Source organism: Marinimicrobium koreense (assembly GCF_003762925.1).
GTDB classification, from domain to species: Bacteria; Pseudomonadota; Gammaproteobacteria; order Pseudomonadales; family Cellvibrionaceae; genus Marinimicrobium; species Marinimicrobium koreense.
The window spans coordinates 2742730-2757320 of sequence record NZ_RJUK01000001.1 but is presented as its reverse complement, the minus strand read 5'-3'; the positions used below and the strand labels follow the sequence as shown (position 1 = coordinate 2757320).

Genomic DNA, 14591 nt, shown 5'->3' with positions numbered 1-14591 from the left:
GTAGTTGACCGCTATTTCTCTTTCAGACGCTCAATACCGAGCGCCTTCAGGACATACTTTTCGTACACCGGTTCGGTGTTGCCGCTGCGCATTTTGTGCAGAAAGTACTTCTCGAAGGCCACCTTGGCCAGGTGAACCCATTTGCCTTTTTTCGCCCAGGTGGTGTTGCGCGGCGGAATCTGGGGCAGGGCCACAAAGGCGGCGCCGGTATCGCCCATGTCCGCCAGGCAGACGGCGTTCCAGGTAGCCTGGGCGTGGGGCGCTTTGCCCTCGATATCGGCTTTGATGTTTTCGATCGCCGCCGTGACCATGGATTCAATCATATAGCCGGTTTTGGGCACCCCGGTGGGAATGGGCGTGGGCTCGGGCGGTGCAATGGCGACACACACCCCGGCGGAATAGATGTGTGGATAGGTGGGGTTGCGCTGATAATCGTCGATCAGCACGAAGCCGCGCGGGTTGCACAACTCCGGTACCGCGGCCACCGCATCCACGCCCTTGAAGGCGGGCAGCAACATGGTAAAGCGACTTTTGATTTCATGGGTTTTGTCCGGTTCACCCTTGAGATTGTGTTCGGTCACTTTGACGTGTTCCTGGGTAACTTCATCCACCTTGGCGTTGGTAATCCAGCGGATATCCCGTTGACGAAATTCGGATTCGAGCAGGCCTTTGGAGTCACCCACCCCACCCAGGCCCATGTGGCCAATATAGGGTTCGCTGGTGACATAGGTCATGGGCACCTTGTGGCGCAGTTTACGCTTGCGCAGGTCCGCGTCGAGGATGAAGGCAAACTCGTAGGCCGGGCCAAAACAACTGGCCCCCTGCACGGCACCGACCACAATGGGGCCGGGGTTTTCCAGAAATTGTTCGTAGGCGGCAAAGGCCGACTGCGCATGGGGGTTGGTGCACACCGACTGGGTATAACCCTCGGGACCGAAACCGGGAATTTCATCGAAGGCGAGCTTGGGGCCGGTGGTGATGATCAGGTAGTCGAAGTCGACCTGCTCGTCGTTGGACAGGGTCAGCCGGTTGGCTTTGGGATCGATGTGGGTCACGCCGGCGGCAATAAACTCCACCCCTTTGGCGCTGACCGCCGGGCCGATATCCACGGTGACCGAATCCGGCTTGCGCCAGCCCACCGCCACCCAGGGATTGGACGGGGTAAATTGAAAGTGTGGGCTGGGGTTGATCAGTACCACCCGGTGTCCGGCACCGAGGATTTTCTTTGCATCGTAGCCGGCCTGCATACCGCCCAGTCCGGCCCCCATGATCGCTATGCTGGCCATAGTCTTACCCTCTGAAGACGTATTGTGCTGAACCGTGACCGGGTCGATTCTGGTCTATGCTTAGGCCTGTCGCCCAGGACATTCTGATGTAGACATGACCCGTCCAGTATGCGAGTGCAAGGGTTGGTAAACCTTGATGCACATCAAGCGCAGGAGGTATAACCCTGCGCATACTAACAGTCGATATCGTCCCCAGATGAGTACACCGGAGTTGCCCAATGAAAAGATGGATCGCCCTGATTGCCGTGTCCCTGTTTTTGGGCGCCTGCTCGGACTCTGATTCCCCCGCCACGGCGTCACCCGATCGGTCTGACCCTGGCCTGGATACCCAACGCATAGAGCCGGTCAGCGTCGCTGAAGAAACCCGTCTGGATGGCGTGCTCGAAGCCGTACATCGCTCCACGGTATCGTCGGAGGTCAGCGCCCGGGTCATGGAGCTGCCCTTTGATGTGGACGATTACGTCGAAAAGGGCGAGGTGATCGTGCGCTTTCGCGATGCCGACCAACAGGCCCAGATGGCCACCGCCCAGGCGACCCTGCAGGAGGCCCGCGCCCAATTGACCGAGGCGCGTCAGTCGTATGAGCGGGGGCAGGAATTGTTCGAGCGGGAGCTGATTGCCCGGGCCGAGCTGGACCGGCTGACCTCCACCTTCGAATCGACCCAGGCGCGGGTCAGTGCGGCCGAGGCCGGCGTGCGCGCGGCTCAGGAAAACCTGGAGCGCACGGTGGTGCGGGCGCCCTACAGCGGCATTGTGGAAGAGCGGCATATCGAGCTAGGGGAAACCGCCGGTGCGGGCCAGCCCCTGCTGACCGGACTGTCTCTGGAGCACTTGCGCGCGGTGGTGGAAGTGCCTCAATCCCTGGTGGGCCCGCTGCGGGAGCACGGCGAGGCCCGGGTGGTTTTGCCCGACGGCACCAGCCTGGCCGCCACCGAGGTGCGTATTTCGCCGGCGGCGAGCGAGGGGAGCCATACCTTTCGCACCCGGGTGACTCTGCCTGAGGGCGATCATCAGGTGTTTCCCGGTACGCTGGTCAAAGTCGCGTTCAAGCGCGGTGAGCAGGACCTGTTGCGGGTGCCCGCCTCGGCGGTGGTACAGCGCAGCGAGGTCACCGGCCTGTATGTGGTACACCCGGATCATCGCATCGAGTTGCGTCAGGTCCGTGCCGGTGAGCTGACCCCGGACGGCCATCGAGTGATCCTGTCTGGCCTGGCCGCCGGCGAGCGGGTGGCGCTGGATCCCATTGCGGCGGGCATCGCCCTGAAGGAGCGGCAGGCGCAATGAGTGAGGAACCCCGTCTCGGCCTGTCCGGCCGAATCGCCCGGCAGTTTCTGACCACCGAAATCACCCCGCTGCTGGCCCTGATGGGTCTGCTGCTCGGGTTGTTTGCGGTGCTGGTCACGCCCCGGGAGGAAGAACCCCAGATCGACGTGACCTTTGCCAATGTGTTCATTCCCTACCCCGGCGCCTCGGCCCGGGAGGTGGAGCAACTGGTGGCCACCCCGGCGGAGCAGATTCTCTCGGAAATTGCCGGCGTCGAGCATATCTACTCTGCCTCCCGCCCCGGCATGGCAGTACTGACGGTGCAGTTCGAAGTGGGGGAAACCCGCCAGGAAACCATCGTCCGGCTGTACAACGCCTTCTACTCCAACCAGGACTGGGTACCCGCCAATGCGGGTATCGGCCAGCCGTTGATCAAACCCATGGGCATTGATGATGTACCCATCGTCGCCGGTACCCTGTGGAGTGATGACCCGGAGGTGGGAGCCCACGAGCTGGCGCGGGTGGCCCACACCATCGAAACCGAACTGCAGCGGGTGCCCGGTACCCGGGATATCGACACCATCGGTGCCCCCACCCGGGCGGTGAACGTGCGCCTGGACCCGCAGAAGCTGGCCGGTTATGGCCTGGATATTCAGTCACTGAGCAATGCCCTGATGGCCTCCAATGTCTCCCGCGAAGCCGGCAATGTGGTGGCGGACAACCGGGTCATTCAGGTGCAGGCGGGCAGTTTTCTCAGCAGCGCTGACGAAGTGGCCGAGCTGGTGGTGGGCATGAACCAGGGAGGCCCGGTGTTTCTGAAAGATGTTGCCGACATCACCCTGGGGCCGGATCAGCCCGAACAGTACGTCAGCTTTGGTATGGGCCCCGCCCATGAGCAGTCCCTGCCCCGTCAGCCCGCCGTCACGGTGGCGGTAGCCAAACAGCCGGGGTCCAATGCGGTGGAGGTGGCCCGGCAGGTGATCGAGCGCTTTGAGCACCTGCAGGGTACCTTTGTGCCCGAGGGCATCAACGCCACCGTGACCCGCGACTACGGCAAAACCGCCAACGACAAGGCCCAGACCCTGATCAAAAAGCTGCTCTTTGCCACCGCCTCGGTGGTGCTGCTGGTTCTGGTCACCCTGGGCTGGCGCGAGTCTCTGGTGGTGGGGGCCGCGGTGGTGGTGACCCTGGCCATTACCCTGTTCGCCTCCTGGGCCTACGGCTTTACCCTGAACCGGGTCTCCCTGTTCGCCCTGATCTTCTCCATCGGGATTCTGGTGGACGATGCCATTGTGGTGGTGGAAAACATCCACCGACGCGCCACCGGCAGTCTTAAGACCATGACCGAGCGCATTCCCTATGCGGTGGAAGAAGTGGGCGGCCCGACCATTCTGGCCACCTTCACCGTGATTGCCGCCTTGCTGCCCATGGCCTTTGTCAGCGGCCTGATGGGCCCCTACATGGCGCCGATCCCAATCAACGCCAGCATGGGCATGCTGATCTCCCTGATTGTCGCCTTCATGTTCACCCCCTGGCTCTACCGCCGATTGTTTGCCCGGGTGACTCACCACGAGGCGGCGGACGAAAACGACCGTTCTGGCTTTGCCCACCGACTGTCCGAGCGCCTGATGACCCCCTTTCTGCGCGCCCGTGAGGGCCGCGGCGCCCGGGTCGGTCTGCTGGTGGTTCTGTTGGTGCTGATTGGCGGTTCCATGGCACTGGTGGGCTTTCAGGCGGTGGTGATGAAAATGCTGCCTTTTGATAACAAGTCCGAGTTCCAGGTGGTGGTGGAGATGCCCGAGGGCACCCCGGTGGAGCAGACCAACCGGGTGCTCAACGTTCTGGGGGATCATCTGGAGACCGTGCCGGAGGTACTCGATTACCAGACCTACAGCGGCACCGCTTCGCCGATCAATTTCAACGGCCTGGTGCGCCAGTACTACCTGCGCCGGGAGCCCCATCAGGGCGACATTCAGGTCAACCTGGTGGACAAGAGCGAGCGCGACCGAAAGAGCCACGACATTGCCCGCGCGGTGCGTGCGCCCCTGCAGGACATTGGCCGGTCGCTCAATGCGACCGTCAAAATTGTCGAAGTGCCCCCGGGGCCACCGGTCATGGCGCCCATCGTGGCCGAGGTTTACGGGCTGGATTATCGCGGTCAGATGGAGGTCGCCAAAGAGGTGCGCGCGGTGTTTGAAAATACCGAAGACCTCGTCGATATCGACGATGATATCGAAGCGCCCCAGCGCAAATTGGTTGCAGAAGTGGACCGTCAGCGGGCGGCGCGTCTGGGCGTCAGCCAGCAGGCGATTGCCGATACCCTGACCGCCGCGCTGTCCGGCTCCGATGTGACTTACCTGCACGGCACCGCCAGCAAGGCACCAATTCCGATCCGTTTGGAGCTGAACGAAGCCTACAAGGCCAATCAGGCGCTACTGGGCTCGCTCTCGGTCATCAGCCAGAGCGGCACCCGCGTGCCCCTGAGTGAAGTGGTGCAATTCCGGGAAACCACCCGGGACCAAACCATTTACCACAAGGACCTGCTGCCGGTGACCTTCGTCTACGCCGATATGGCGGGCCCGCTCGACAGCCCGCTCTATGGCATGCTGGATGTGGTTTCAACGCTGAACGAAACGCCCATCAAGGGCGCCCCCCTGGCCCAATTCTGGACCGACCAGCCGGACAACCCCTACGCCTGGAGCCTGAAATGGGACGGCGAGTGGCAGATTACTTTTGAGACCTTCCGGGACATGGGTATCGCCTACTCGGTGGGGCTGATCCTGATTTATCTGCTGGTGGTGGCGCAGTTCCGTTCCTATGGCCTGCCCTTGATCATCATGGCCCCCATTCCCCTGACCCTGATCGGGATTCTGCCGGGCCATGCCCTGCTGGATAAACAGTTCACCGCCACTTCCATGATCGGCATGATCGCCCTGGCGGGTATCATCGTGCGCAACTCGATTCTGTTGGTGGACTTTGTCCAGCATCAGCAGAAGGCGGGTAAGCCTCTGGCCGAAGCGGTGATTGACGCGGCGGCGGTGCGTGCCCGGCCGATTATTCTTACGGCTCTGGCGGCTACCATGGGCGCGTTTTTCATTCTGGACGACCCGATCTTCAGTGGCCTGGCCGTGTCCCTGATTTTTGGTATTGCGGTGTCCACGCTGTTGACACTGTTGGTGATCCCGGTGGTCTACTACGCGTACCATTACCAACATGAGCCGACACAGTAGTTGGGAGTGAGGTAGCGGCGGATGCGCGCCTTGCGGCGCTTATCCGCCCTACGCCTAAGGATAGTACGGCAGTTTGCGTAGGGCGGATAAGGGCGCAGCCCGCATCCGCCGTAACCAAAACCGAACATCCAAGGGCACCCATGCGGCGCCTATGTTGAATGCAATCGAAACAGGAGCTGACTATGCACTACGCCATTTCCACCACCTGGGGGCCGAGCGATACCACCCGGGCGGCGATTCCCTTTATTTTCGCCAATACGGCGCTGGAAGCCGGTGATACCGTCACCCTTATCCTGTTTCACGATGCGGTGACCCTGGCGGTTCCAGGCTGCCATGAGAAGGTGGTGCCCTGCGGTCCGCCGGCCAAGTTTGCGGAGGTGTTTGCGCACGAGAACGCGGAGATTATTGTCTGTAAGCCCTGCGCCGAAGCTCGGGGTATCGGGGACGGCCAGATTCTCGACGGCACCCGAATGGGGGGCATGGGGGATTTTTACAAACAGGTGGCTCGGGACGACTGCAAGTCCATGGCGTTCTGAAAACGGATCAAACGCCGACCCCAAAAGAAAAAAGCCCGCAGTTCCTTGCGGGCTTTTTCGTAGAAGAGGCATCATCCTTGATCTGGGTAATCCTCCCTGCTGATTAGCTTCTCCTTAGCGGGCTACCCGGCGCCGGGCCATTCCCAAGCCGATCAATCCCAATCCCATCAGTATCAGAGCGCTGGGCTCCGGTACGCTGACTCCGGTTTTACCCCAGATCGCGACATTGGAAATGGCGCCTTTTTTGGGATAGAACCCTTGCAGGTCGAGGCTTTCCAGGCCATCCCAGTCTGCGAGATTGAACAGATACTGGGGCTGCTTTCCATTCTTGACGATCAGATAACACTCCGGGCAGATAATTGACGCTCCACCGACATAAGTGATCAGAGCGTTATTGGGGTCGCCCGAAAAAGCGGCGTTATAAGAGGTGGTAAAGCTGCCACTCTCCTTACCGTCGTCAACATCTTTTTTATAGTAAAGCTCCAATATCGAGCTGGTTCCGACAATGTCTGCCACCTGGGTTCCGTTCAGGTTGGATGTTGAGTTGCTGGTCCAGTCTGCATCTCCCGGTCCCAACAACAGAGCCTGTGCATGGCTCGCAAACGCCACAATAACCGTGGCCAGAGCGACACGAAATCCTTTTGATAAAATGTTCATGATAGGTACCTACTTGAATCGAACAGCGTATTGTGTCCGTGCCGAGGCTCGAGCATTCGGCATCGCAGGTACTGAAGCAGGGACTGTGCCAAGGCGGGTAAACCCGCGCCATCATTGACGTTGTTTAATGGGGTGTCATTGACGGGGGCGGGTTTTGTAAAGTGACCCGACGCAAAAAACCGCCTGCTGGCGCCGGGTTCTACAAGGACAGAGCTAGTCGGTGTTGACCGTATAGGAGGTTACCGCGTAGCCCTTCTGTTCCAACGAGTTCAGCAAGCCGTCATCTCCAGCCAGATGCAGCGAGCCCACCAGAACCAGTTCGGTTCCTTCCTGCTCAAACAGGGACTCCAGCACCGGGAGCCAATCGTTGTTGCGTTCGGTCATCAGCGTCCGATACATCCCGGGGGCCTGCTCCCGCATCGGTTGCGCCATTTCCCGGTCCAGTGTTTCCAGGTCCCCGGTACGCCAGGCATTGACCATATCGGTCATCAGCTGGTCAAAGCGCTTCAGGTCGGTCAATGTGGCCTGAATAATGGTGTCGCCGTCGTGGCCGGTCATCACCTGCATATAATCCAGCACTTGCTCGGCCGTTTCCAGTTCGCCCATTGGCAGGCCATCGCGTTGTGCTCTCTGATAGAAGTAGGCGTCAACGCCCTCCTGAATGCCGTTCTGTTGGGCGAGCATCACAGTCATTACCATGCTGACAAACGCCGGATCGAACCCCATGAACTGCTGTACCGGGAACTGGTTCGCCTGGGAAAAGCTTTGTAGCTCTTTCCATACCTCCGGGCTGAGCTCGGAACTGAGGGTTTTGCCGGGCGGGTACATCATGACCTGCATCATTTTCTGGCCAAAGGCCGGATCCTGCATGACCCCGAGGTCGGTTTCCAGATAGAGGGCGTCCGCTTGGGCGTAGGCGGCGTCAAATTCGGCGGGCAGTGGGAAGTCGTCCGGGTGTAACAGATGGATGGTGCCACCGAGGAAAATGCGCTGCTCGCCCTTGGTGATTTCAAACAGGCTGGTGCTGGCCGATGCGCCCAGGGCGAAGCTGACCCCGAGTAGCAGTACCAACGTGTGAATCGGGTGGCGTAACGTGAAGATCATGGTGCTGTCCTCCTTGAGTGCAGGTTAATCAGGGAGCTCAGAGCGTAGCACAGGCATCCCCTGTTCGTCCCATTGAACCCGCCGCACGCGGGTGTGGCGATTGGGGTCTTCAAGCTCGCCACCATGCAGGTTCTTGTAGTCCCGGCTGTGGTAGAACATCAAGGTGTCACCGGAGGGGCGATGCTGGATGACGCTGGGGTGGCCCGGACCCAGCCGCCCGTGTGTTTCGTTGGTTGCCAGTACGGGCTCCGGAAGCTTATGCCAGGATTGGGAATCCAGCAGATCGGCATCAGCCTCGGCCCATAGCACACCGATCGCCGAACGGTGGTCGGTTGCGCTGGCGGTATAAAAGATGAAAATGCGGTCGCCGCGCTTGATAATACTGGCGCCTTGGTTGGCCGGGATACCCCGCTGCTCCCAGGCAAACTCGGGCCGTCCAATGAGCACTTCGGGACCTTCGAGGGTGACGGGATCTGACAACCTGGCGATATGCAAAGACGCTGGCTTAAGGTCTTCCGGGTCTTTCTGGGACCAGACCAGGTAGCGCGTCCCCGCTTGCTCAAAGGTGGTCGCGTCCAGGGCAAAGGTATCGTGGCGGGTTTTTATCTGTTCCGCTTCTTGCCAGGTGCCTCGAAGGGGGTTATCGGCGTCGTTGCGGAGTGCATAGAGGCGAATATCGAATGGATGCTCCTGGCTGCCGGCTGAAAAATAGAGATACCATCTTTTGTCGATGCGGTGCAGCTCTGGAGCCCATATGTTGGCGCTCATGGGGCCGTTGGTCTTTTTCCGCCAAATGATCTCGGGCGAGGCGCTCTGCAGGGCCTGGAGGCTATCGCCCTGTCGCAGTTCAATGCGGTTGAACTCGGGCACGCTGGAGGTAAAGAAAAAATGTCCGGACTCATCCTGATACACCCATGGGTCGGCCCGCTGCAGAATCAGCGGGTTTTCAATGCCGGGCGGTGTGAGTGAGGGAGCTTCTTGTTCCATACAACCCCATAGCAGTGAACAGCCCAGAGTGAGCCATAACCAGGGGCGGCGAAGTGCGTTTTGCAGTTGCATCATGGTGCGTGTCCCGAATCCGTCTGCCGGTCATTATGGCGCATGTGAACCCCTATGGACCAGCCTTGATCAAGGCTGAGCGGTCAGGCTGGCGCACCGTCGAACTCCGGTGCATACTCTCAGTACAGTAGACGCGATAAAGACCATAACCATTTGCTATGGAACATCGAATTTCTTTGCCTTTTTGTTATCAGCGTAAGGTGCCTTTCCGGCCACCGTCCGAGTGGTGGGCGCCGACCAGTGGGGGTGCTCGCGCCTGATGCCACAGCAGTCGACGCTTATTGGCAAGGTATTGCTTGTCTGGGCATTGGTCACCCTGGGCCTGGTGGGAGCCTACGATTATCTGCCGGCGAAAACATGGCAGTGGATTCCCACGGATAATCCGGAATGGTATCTCTATTCCGAAGACATCTTTGGTGGGGCCAGCTATGCGGAACGAGCCAGTCCCTCCGACATTCACCTACGCTGCAAACTCCAGACTCCCCGAATCGACCTGGAGCCCTTCTGCGGACTGCATATCATTCTGGACGGTCGTGCCGATCCACCGCTGGTGGACTTGAGTGACTACGATCTCATGCGGGTCGATGTGGATTACCAGGGCGCCAATAAAAAGCTGCGATTTTTTATTCGTGAGTTCGAGCCTGGTTTTTCCAGCATGCAGGAACCGGTGGATTCCTCTAAATACATGAGCATGTACGTGTCGGTTGATGAAACGACGGACACCATTGAAATCAACCTGTCAGAGTTCACCGTGGCGGACTGGTGGGTCAACAATAACAATGTTCCCAGAAAGCATGCGCAGGGAAGCATTGAGCGGGTAGCGGCGTTCGGCATTGATATCGCCTTCCCCGCGGCGCTGGGGTATCACGAATTGCGCATTCGCCGTGTGGTTTTTGAAGGCGACTGGGTATCGGAAGAGCATTGGTACCGTTACATTCTGATTTCCTGGGCGGTGGTCATTCTGCTGGCTGGCGCCGTTCGGCTCTACCAGCTTCGGCGTGTGGCGACCCACTTGAAAGCGCAGAAAGAGCAGTATCAGCAGTTGTCCGAAGTCGATCAGTTGACCGGGGTCATGAACCGTCACGGCCTGTCCGCATACTTTGAAGTAGTCAAGGCTGACCCGACGGCCTGGCCGGTCAGTGTGCTGTTCATCGACATCGATCACTTCAAACCCATCAATGATAACTATGGCCACGGTGTGGGTGATGTTATTCTACGCAGGGTTTCGGAGACCCTCGCCCACTGCTGTCGGGAACGTGATCAGATTGCGCGCTGGGGCGGTGAGGAGTTCCTGATGGCACTGCCGGGCACCGATCTTGAGGCAGCGACGCGCGTCGCTGAGCGCGCTCGGGTTCAGGTTGCTCAGCTTGTGCATCCGGAGCTGGAGCGCGAACAGGCGACCGTCAGTATCGGTGTCGCCACCGCGTCCCTGCCCGGTGAACTGGAAATGACTCTCGATCGCGCGGATGCCTCTCTTTACCGGGCCAAACGCCAGGGCCGAAACCGAGTCATCCGGTTCGAATAGGCACCCTTCACAACGAGATCAATTATGCCAATTTGGGTTGATGCCGACGCCTGTCCGGTGGTCGTGAAAGACATTCTCTGTCGGGCTGCGGATCGCTGGAAAATCACCACCACTTTTGTGGCGAACCAGGGCATTCGTGTGCCCCCCTCTCCCTTTATTAAAACCCGGCAGGTGATGGCCGGGTTTGATGTGGCCGACAATGAGATTGTGCGCCTGCTGCAACCGGGTGATCTGGTGGTCACCCAGGACATTCCCCTGGCGGCGGAGGTGGTGGAAAACGGGGCGGTGGCCATGAGCCCGCGCGGCCAGCCTTTTACCCGGGAAAACATTCGCCAGCGTCTGGCCATGCGCAACCTGATGGAAGAGCTGCGCAGCACCGGTGAAGTGACCGGCGGACCCTCCGGATTTTCCCAGACCGATCGCAAGCAGTTTGCCGACCAGCTTGATCGTTGGTTACAGAAAAATGCTCGCCGGGCTTCAGGACCGTTGCGGGAATGACCACAGCGCTTCGTCCGGATAACCGTCAGTTCTGGTGGACGGTCATTCTGCTCGCTTTGCCCATCGCGTTGCAGATGCTGCTGCAATCGCTGCTCGGTATGGCCGATGTGGTGATGGTCAGCCGACTGGGATCCGAGGCGATCGCCGCCGTGGGGCTGGCGGCCAAGTTGCACTTCCTGTTGCTGGTATTGATGAGTGGTCTGGCGACGGGTTGCAGTGTACTGGTGGCGCAATACAGTGGTGCCGGTAAATTCGCCAGTTGTCAGCGTACCCTCGGCGTTACCCTGATGGTGGGCACCCTGACCATGGTGCCGTTTCTGCTGCTGTTCGGTGTTCGCCCGGAAATCTGGCTCGGCTGGCTCAATCCGGACGCGGAAGTGGTGGCCCTCGCCGCCCGCTATCTGGTAATTACCGCACCGGCATTGCTGCTGACCCAGTGGATCGTCATTTACGAGGCGTCCCTGCGGGCCTTGGGCAATACCGGTATGCCGCTGGCAGCGGGTACCCTGTCGATTCTGATCAACGTTTCGCTCAACTATATCCTGATCTTTGGTCATTTCGGCTTCCCCGCCCTGGGTGTGGCCGGGGCCGCTTGGGGCACGTTGATCGCCCGCCTCTGTCAACTGTTGTTTATTCTCGGCTGGGTGTATGGCCGTCAACACGGCTTTGCGTTGCGCTGGGCGCAATTCAAGCCGGCGCTCGCCTGGCAGCCCGCCCGACGCTTTCTGGCCTTCTCGCTGCCTCTGGTCGCGAACTACGGGCTCTGGGGGCTGGGCAATGCCACCTACCATGTGATGACCGGCTTCACTGGCACCCACGCTCTGGCGGTGATGGGCGTGATCGTGCCGATCGAGAGCGCCTTCTTTGCTCTGTTTGTTGGTCTGGCCAACGCCAGCGCGGTCATGGTCGGACGTACCTTGGGGGCGGACAACACCGAGGAGGCCTGGCGCCTGCACAAAGTGTTTGATCGCCTGACGTTGATACTGGTGTTGACGTTGTCGCTGACTCTGTGGTTGATCAGCCCCTGGATCCTGAGTGCCTTTGGTGAGGTCGAGCAGGATACCGCCGAGCTGCTTAGGGCGACGCTGGGCATTTTCTGTGCGTTGGTCTGGGTCAAGATATTCAACATGATGCGTATCATCGGTGTGCTGCGCGCCGGTGGCGACAATCGCTTCGTACTGATAACCGATGTGTTGGTCATGTGGGGGGTGGGGATTCCGCTGTGTGCTCTGGCCATCTTTGGCTTGGGTTGGCCATTCCTGATTGTCTATGCGCTGATGTTTCTGGAAGACGCGCTCAAGTTCTTTCCCATGTGGCGCCGCATTGGTAAGCGGTTATGGATGAAAAATCTGACACAAGACGATTAAAAGCACGCCCCTGTTGTGAACTGTGACCCGGTTCCTTGTCGGTAATTCGACACCCCCCTTAACATCGCGGCTGATGGATTAGCCCCCCAATCATCAAGGAGTGATGTGTGATACCACCTGCAGTCCCGCTTGTTGTTCCCCAGAGCCTCTGTTTTTGGAGGCGTCGATGAAACTCTTTCGCCATTCCGAGGATCGGCTGCCGGTCGGGATCATCCTTTTCTATTTTTTGCTGGACCTGTGTGTTTACGCATTCGTGGACAGCATTGTCTGGCTGGTCAGCTGGTTCCTGCTCGGCATTTTCCCGAAAACCAATGTCTGTGTCTGGAACCATAACCATCATCACTGCCGGACCTTTCACCACCCCTGGATGAATCGGCTGCTGGAAATTGTTTACGGGTTCCAGACCGGAATGCTCGCCAGTACCTGGACCTTGCACCACATCCACGGACACCACCGTCACTACCTGGATCAGAATCGGGACACCTCACGCTGGCAGGCCGGCGGCACCACCATCGGCCTGTGGCGCTATATTGCCGAGGGCCTGTTTCTTACCTACCCACGGGCGATTGCCATCGCCTGTCAACGGCCGAAGTTATTGCGTCGGTACTTGATCGAGTTGTCGGCCAGCCTTGGCATACTGTTGGCGTTGACGGTGTATCGACCACTTCCGGCACTGTGTGTGTTCTGGCTTCCGATGTTCGCCTCGCTCATCGTCACCATGCGTGCCACCTATTATCACCATCTGGAGCTAGACCTGGAAAACCCCATGGCGGCCAGTCGCAATGTGGTGGACTCCAAGTGGCTGAACATTCTGACGGGCAACATCGGTTACCACACGGCACACCATCACAAGTGTGGTCTTCATTGGTCCAAACTGCCGCAGCTGCATAAAGAACTGGAGCCGCTGATTCCCGCGCATTGCTACACCCGAACCGTGCCCATCTATTACTGGATCGATCATCTGGATCGATTGCTCTCTCGCGTTTGCCAACCGTTACGTCGTCGACCGGCCTGTCGCTCCCGCACTCAACACTCATCCGATACCGCTCAGTGAGGCGCCGAGCTATGCCCATCATTCACTCTGACTATCGCGCTCCCTGGCTGTTTCGTAACGGCCACCTGCAGACACTGTCCCTGCGTCTGTTCCGGCATCGACCGAGCGAACGGCCCGAACCGGATCATTTCAGTACCGATGATGGCGACGAGCTGGAACTGTTCTGGTACCGCCCTGGACAGAGTGACACCCTGGTAATCTTCAGCCACGGCCTGGAGAGTCATGCCAAAGATGGACCGCTACTGAGTTTCGCCCATACGGTGTCCGGCTGGGGCTGCCATACCCTGAACTGGAGCATGCGCTCCTGCGGTAAACGGCTCAATCACACGCGCTGGTTCTACCTCGGCCATGACTATCAGGATCTGAAGGCGTTGGTCAATCACTACAGTCAACACTATCGCCGGATCTATCTGGTCAGTGTCAGTCTGGGCGGAACCATCACGGCGAATTATCTGGGGAAGGACAGCTCGGAGGTCAACCCGGTCGTCAAAGGGGCCTTTTTATTATCGCCACCGCTGGAGCTGGACTCGTTTCATGCGGCCATGACCAAGCCCCTGAACAACTGGTTGTATCAACGGCATTTTGTGCGTTCATTGCTCGACAAATTTGAACGTAAAGCGGCCTATATCGATTTTGGTAACGAAGTGGATATGGACTGGGTGCGGGACTGCAAAAGTGTGGACCAGATTGAGGATCGACTGTTTGCACCCATGCACGGCTTCGAAAGCTCGAAGCACTACCGCCAGCATGCTTGCTCCCTGTCCCACCTGAAAAACATCACCGTTCCGACCTATGTTCTTACGGCTGAAGACGACCCTTTTATTGACAACAATCAGTTACCGGTTAAATTGGCCAAAGAAAGCACGAATTTTTATTTGGAGCTGGCCCGCCACGGCGGCCATACCGGTTTCGTAAAACGAAAATCAGATCACCATCATTGGTACGAACGCCGATTCCAATGGTTCATGGAACGCACGGCGGTCGCGTAGGGCGGCATAAGGGCGCAGCCCGCA

12 protein-coding genes are annotated in these 14591 nt (G+C 59.1%); 8 read left to right on the top strand and 4 right to left on the bottom strand.

The features are described 5' to 3' along the window. Positions 1–11: 11 nt before the first annotated feature. Positions 12–1286 carry an NAD(P)/FAD-dependent oxidoreductase gene (locus tag EDC38_RS11915; RefSeq protein WP_123638694.1) on the bottom strand — a complete coding sequence of 425 codons (1275 nt, stop codon included), beginning with the start codon at positions 1284–1286 and terminating at the stop codon, positions 12–14. A gap of 218 nt (positions 1287–1504) precedes the next feature. On the opposite strand from EDC38_RS11915, the gene EDC38_RS11910 reads away from it, so the two are divergent. The 3 genes from EDC38_RS11910 (at position 1505) to EDC38_RS11900 (ending at position 6314) form a co-directional block, all read left to right on the top strand. Next, positions 1505–2569 carry an efflux RND transporter periplasmic adaptor subunit gene (locus EDC38_RS11910; RefSeq protein ID WP_123638693.1) on the top strand — a complete coding sequence of 355 codons (1065 nt, stop codon included), beginning with the start codon at positions 1505–1507 and terminating at the stop codon, positions 2567–2569. After that, on the top strand, positions 2566–5778 hold the full coding sequence (locus tag EDC38_RS11905) for an efflux RND transporter permease subunit (RefSeq protein ID WP_123638692.1): 3213 nt from the start codon (positions 2566–2568) through the stop codon (positions 5776–5778). The genes EDC38_RS11910 and EDC38_RS11905 overlap by 4 nt, the downstream gene beginning before the upstream one ends. A 182-nt stretch (positions 5779–5960) precedes the next feature. After that, on the top strand, positions 5961–6314 hold the full coding sequence (locus EDC38_RS11900; RefSeq protein ID WP_024461697.1) for a DsrE family protein: 354 nt from the start codon (positions 5961–5963) through the stop codon (positions 6312–6314). Positions 6315–6428: 114 nt separating this feature from the next. Here the strand turns inward: EDC38_RS11900 and EDC38_RS11895 are convergent, their stop codons facing one another. The 3 genes from EDC38_RS11895 to EDC38_RS11885 all read right to left on the bottom strand — a co-directional run bounded on the left by EDC38_RS11895 (position 6429) and on the right by EDC38_RS11885 (position 9137). Then, positions 6429–6971, bottom strand: a complete 543-nt coding sequence (locus EDC38_RS11895; protein WP_123638691.1) for a PEP-CTERM sorting domain-containing protein — start codon at positions 6969–6971, stop codon at positions 6429–6431. Positions 6972–7184: 213 nt separating this feature from the next. After that, the gene (locus EDC38_RS11890; protein ID WP_123638690.1) at positions 7185–8075 is read right to left on the bottom strand and encodes a TraB/GumN family protein; all 891 of its coding nucleotides are present in this window, start codon (positions 8073–8075) and stop codon (positions 7185–7187) included. Between the two features lie 24 nt (positions 8076–8099). After that, the gene (locus EDC38_RS11885; RefSeq protein ID WP_211331085.1) at positions 8100–9137 is read right to left on the bottom strand and encodes a glycoside hydrolase family 43 protein; all 1038 of its coding nucleotides are present in this window, start codon (positions 9135–9137) and stop codon (positions 8100–8102) included. A 256-nt stretch (positions 9138–9393) separates the two neighbouring features. Between EDC38_RS11885 and EDC38_RS11880 the strand changes: the two genes are divergently transcribed. The 5 genes from EDC38_RS11880 (at position 9394) to EDC38_RS11860 (ending at position 14567) form a co-directional block, all read left to right on the top strand. Next, on the top strand, positions 9394–10659 hold the full coding sequence (locus EDC38_RS11880; RefSeq protein ID WP_123638689.1) for a GGDEF domain-containing protein: 1266 nt from the start codon (positions 9394–9396) through the stop codon (positions 10657–10659). 24 nt (positions 10660–10683) lie between these two features. Next, positions 10684–11157 (top strand): YaiI/YqxD family protein, encoded by a 474-nt coding sequence (locus EDC38_RS11875; RefSeq protein ID WP_123638688.1) that lies wholly within the window; start codon positions 10684–10686, stop codon positions 11155–11157. Beyond that, on the top strand, positions 11154–12524 hold the full coding sequence (locus EDC38_RS11870; protein ID WP_123638687.1) for an MATE family efflux transporter: 1371 nt from the start codon (positions 11154–11156) through the stop codon (positions 12522–12524). The genes EDC38_RS11875 and EDC38_RS11870 overlap by 4 nt, the downstream gene beginning before the upstream one ends. A gap of 166 nt (positions 12525–12690) precedes the next feature. Continuing rightward, positions 12691–13578 (top strand): fatty acid desaturase, encoded by an 888-nt coding sequence (locus tag EDC38_RS11865; protein WP_170162910.1) that lies wholly within the window; start codon positions 12691–12693, stop codon positions 13576–13578. 11 nt (positions 13579–13589) lie between these two features. Continuing rightward, positions 13590–14567 carry a YheT family hydrolase gene (locus EDC38_RS11860; protein WP_123638685.1) on the top strand — a complete coding sequence of 326 codons (978 nt, stop codon included), beginning with the start codon at positions 13590–13592 and terminating at the stop codon, positions 14565–14567. Positions 14568–14591: the final 24 nt, after the last annotated feature.

Bases quoted from the DNA above. Each gene is read 5' to 3' on its own strand.
- EDC38_RS11890 (WP_123638690.1), bottom strand. From the start codon at position 8,075: ATGATCTTCACGTTACGCCACCCGATTCACACGTTGGTACTGCTACTC.
- EDC38_RS11875 (WP_123638688.1), top strand. From the start codon at position 10,684: ATGCCAATTTGGGTTGATGCCGACGCCTGTCCGGTGGTCGTGAAAGAC.
- EDC38_RS11895 (WP_123638691.1), bottom strand. From the start codon at position 6,971: ATGAACATTTTATCAAAAGGATTTCGTGTCGCTCTGGCCACGGTTATT.
- EDC38_RS11880 (WP_123638689.1), top strand. From the start codon at position 9,394: ATGCCACAGCAGTCGACGCTTATTGGCAAGGTATTGCTTGTCTGGGCA.
- EDC38_RS11885 (WP_211331085.1), bottom strand. From the start codon at position 9,137: ATGATGCAACTGCAAAACGCACTTCGCCGCCCCTGGTTATGGCTCACT.
- EDC38_RS11900 (WP_024461697.1), top strand. From the start codon at position 5,961: ATGCACTACGCCATTTCCACCACCTGGGGGCCGAGCGATACCACCCGG.
- EDC38_RS11870 (WP_123638687.1), top strand. From the start codon at position 11,154: ATGACCACAGCGCTTCGTCCGGATAACCGTCAGTTCTGGTGGACGGTC.
- EDC38_RS11910 (WP_123638693.1), top strand. From the start codon at position 1,505: ATGAAAAGATGGATCGCCCTGATTGCCGTGTCCCTGTTTTTGGGCGCC.
- EDC38_RS11905 (WP_123638692.1), top strand. From the start codon at position 2,566: ATGAGTGAGGAACCCCGTCTCGGCCTGTCCGGCCGAATCGCCCGGCAG.
- EDC38_RS11865 (WP_170162910.1), top strand. From the start codon at position 12,691: ATGAAACTCTTTCGCCATTCCGAGGATCGGCTGCCGGTCGGGATCATC.
- EDC38_RS11915 (WP_123638694.1), bottom strand. From the start codon at position 1,286: ATGGCCAGCATAGCGATCATGGGGGCCGGACTGGGCGGTATGCAGGCC.
- EDC38_RS11860 (WP_123638685.1), top strand. From the start codon at position 13,590: ATGCCCATCATTCACTCTGACTATCGCGCTCCCTGGCTGTTTCGTAAC.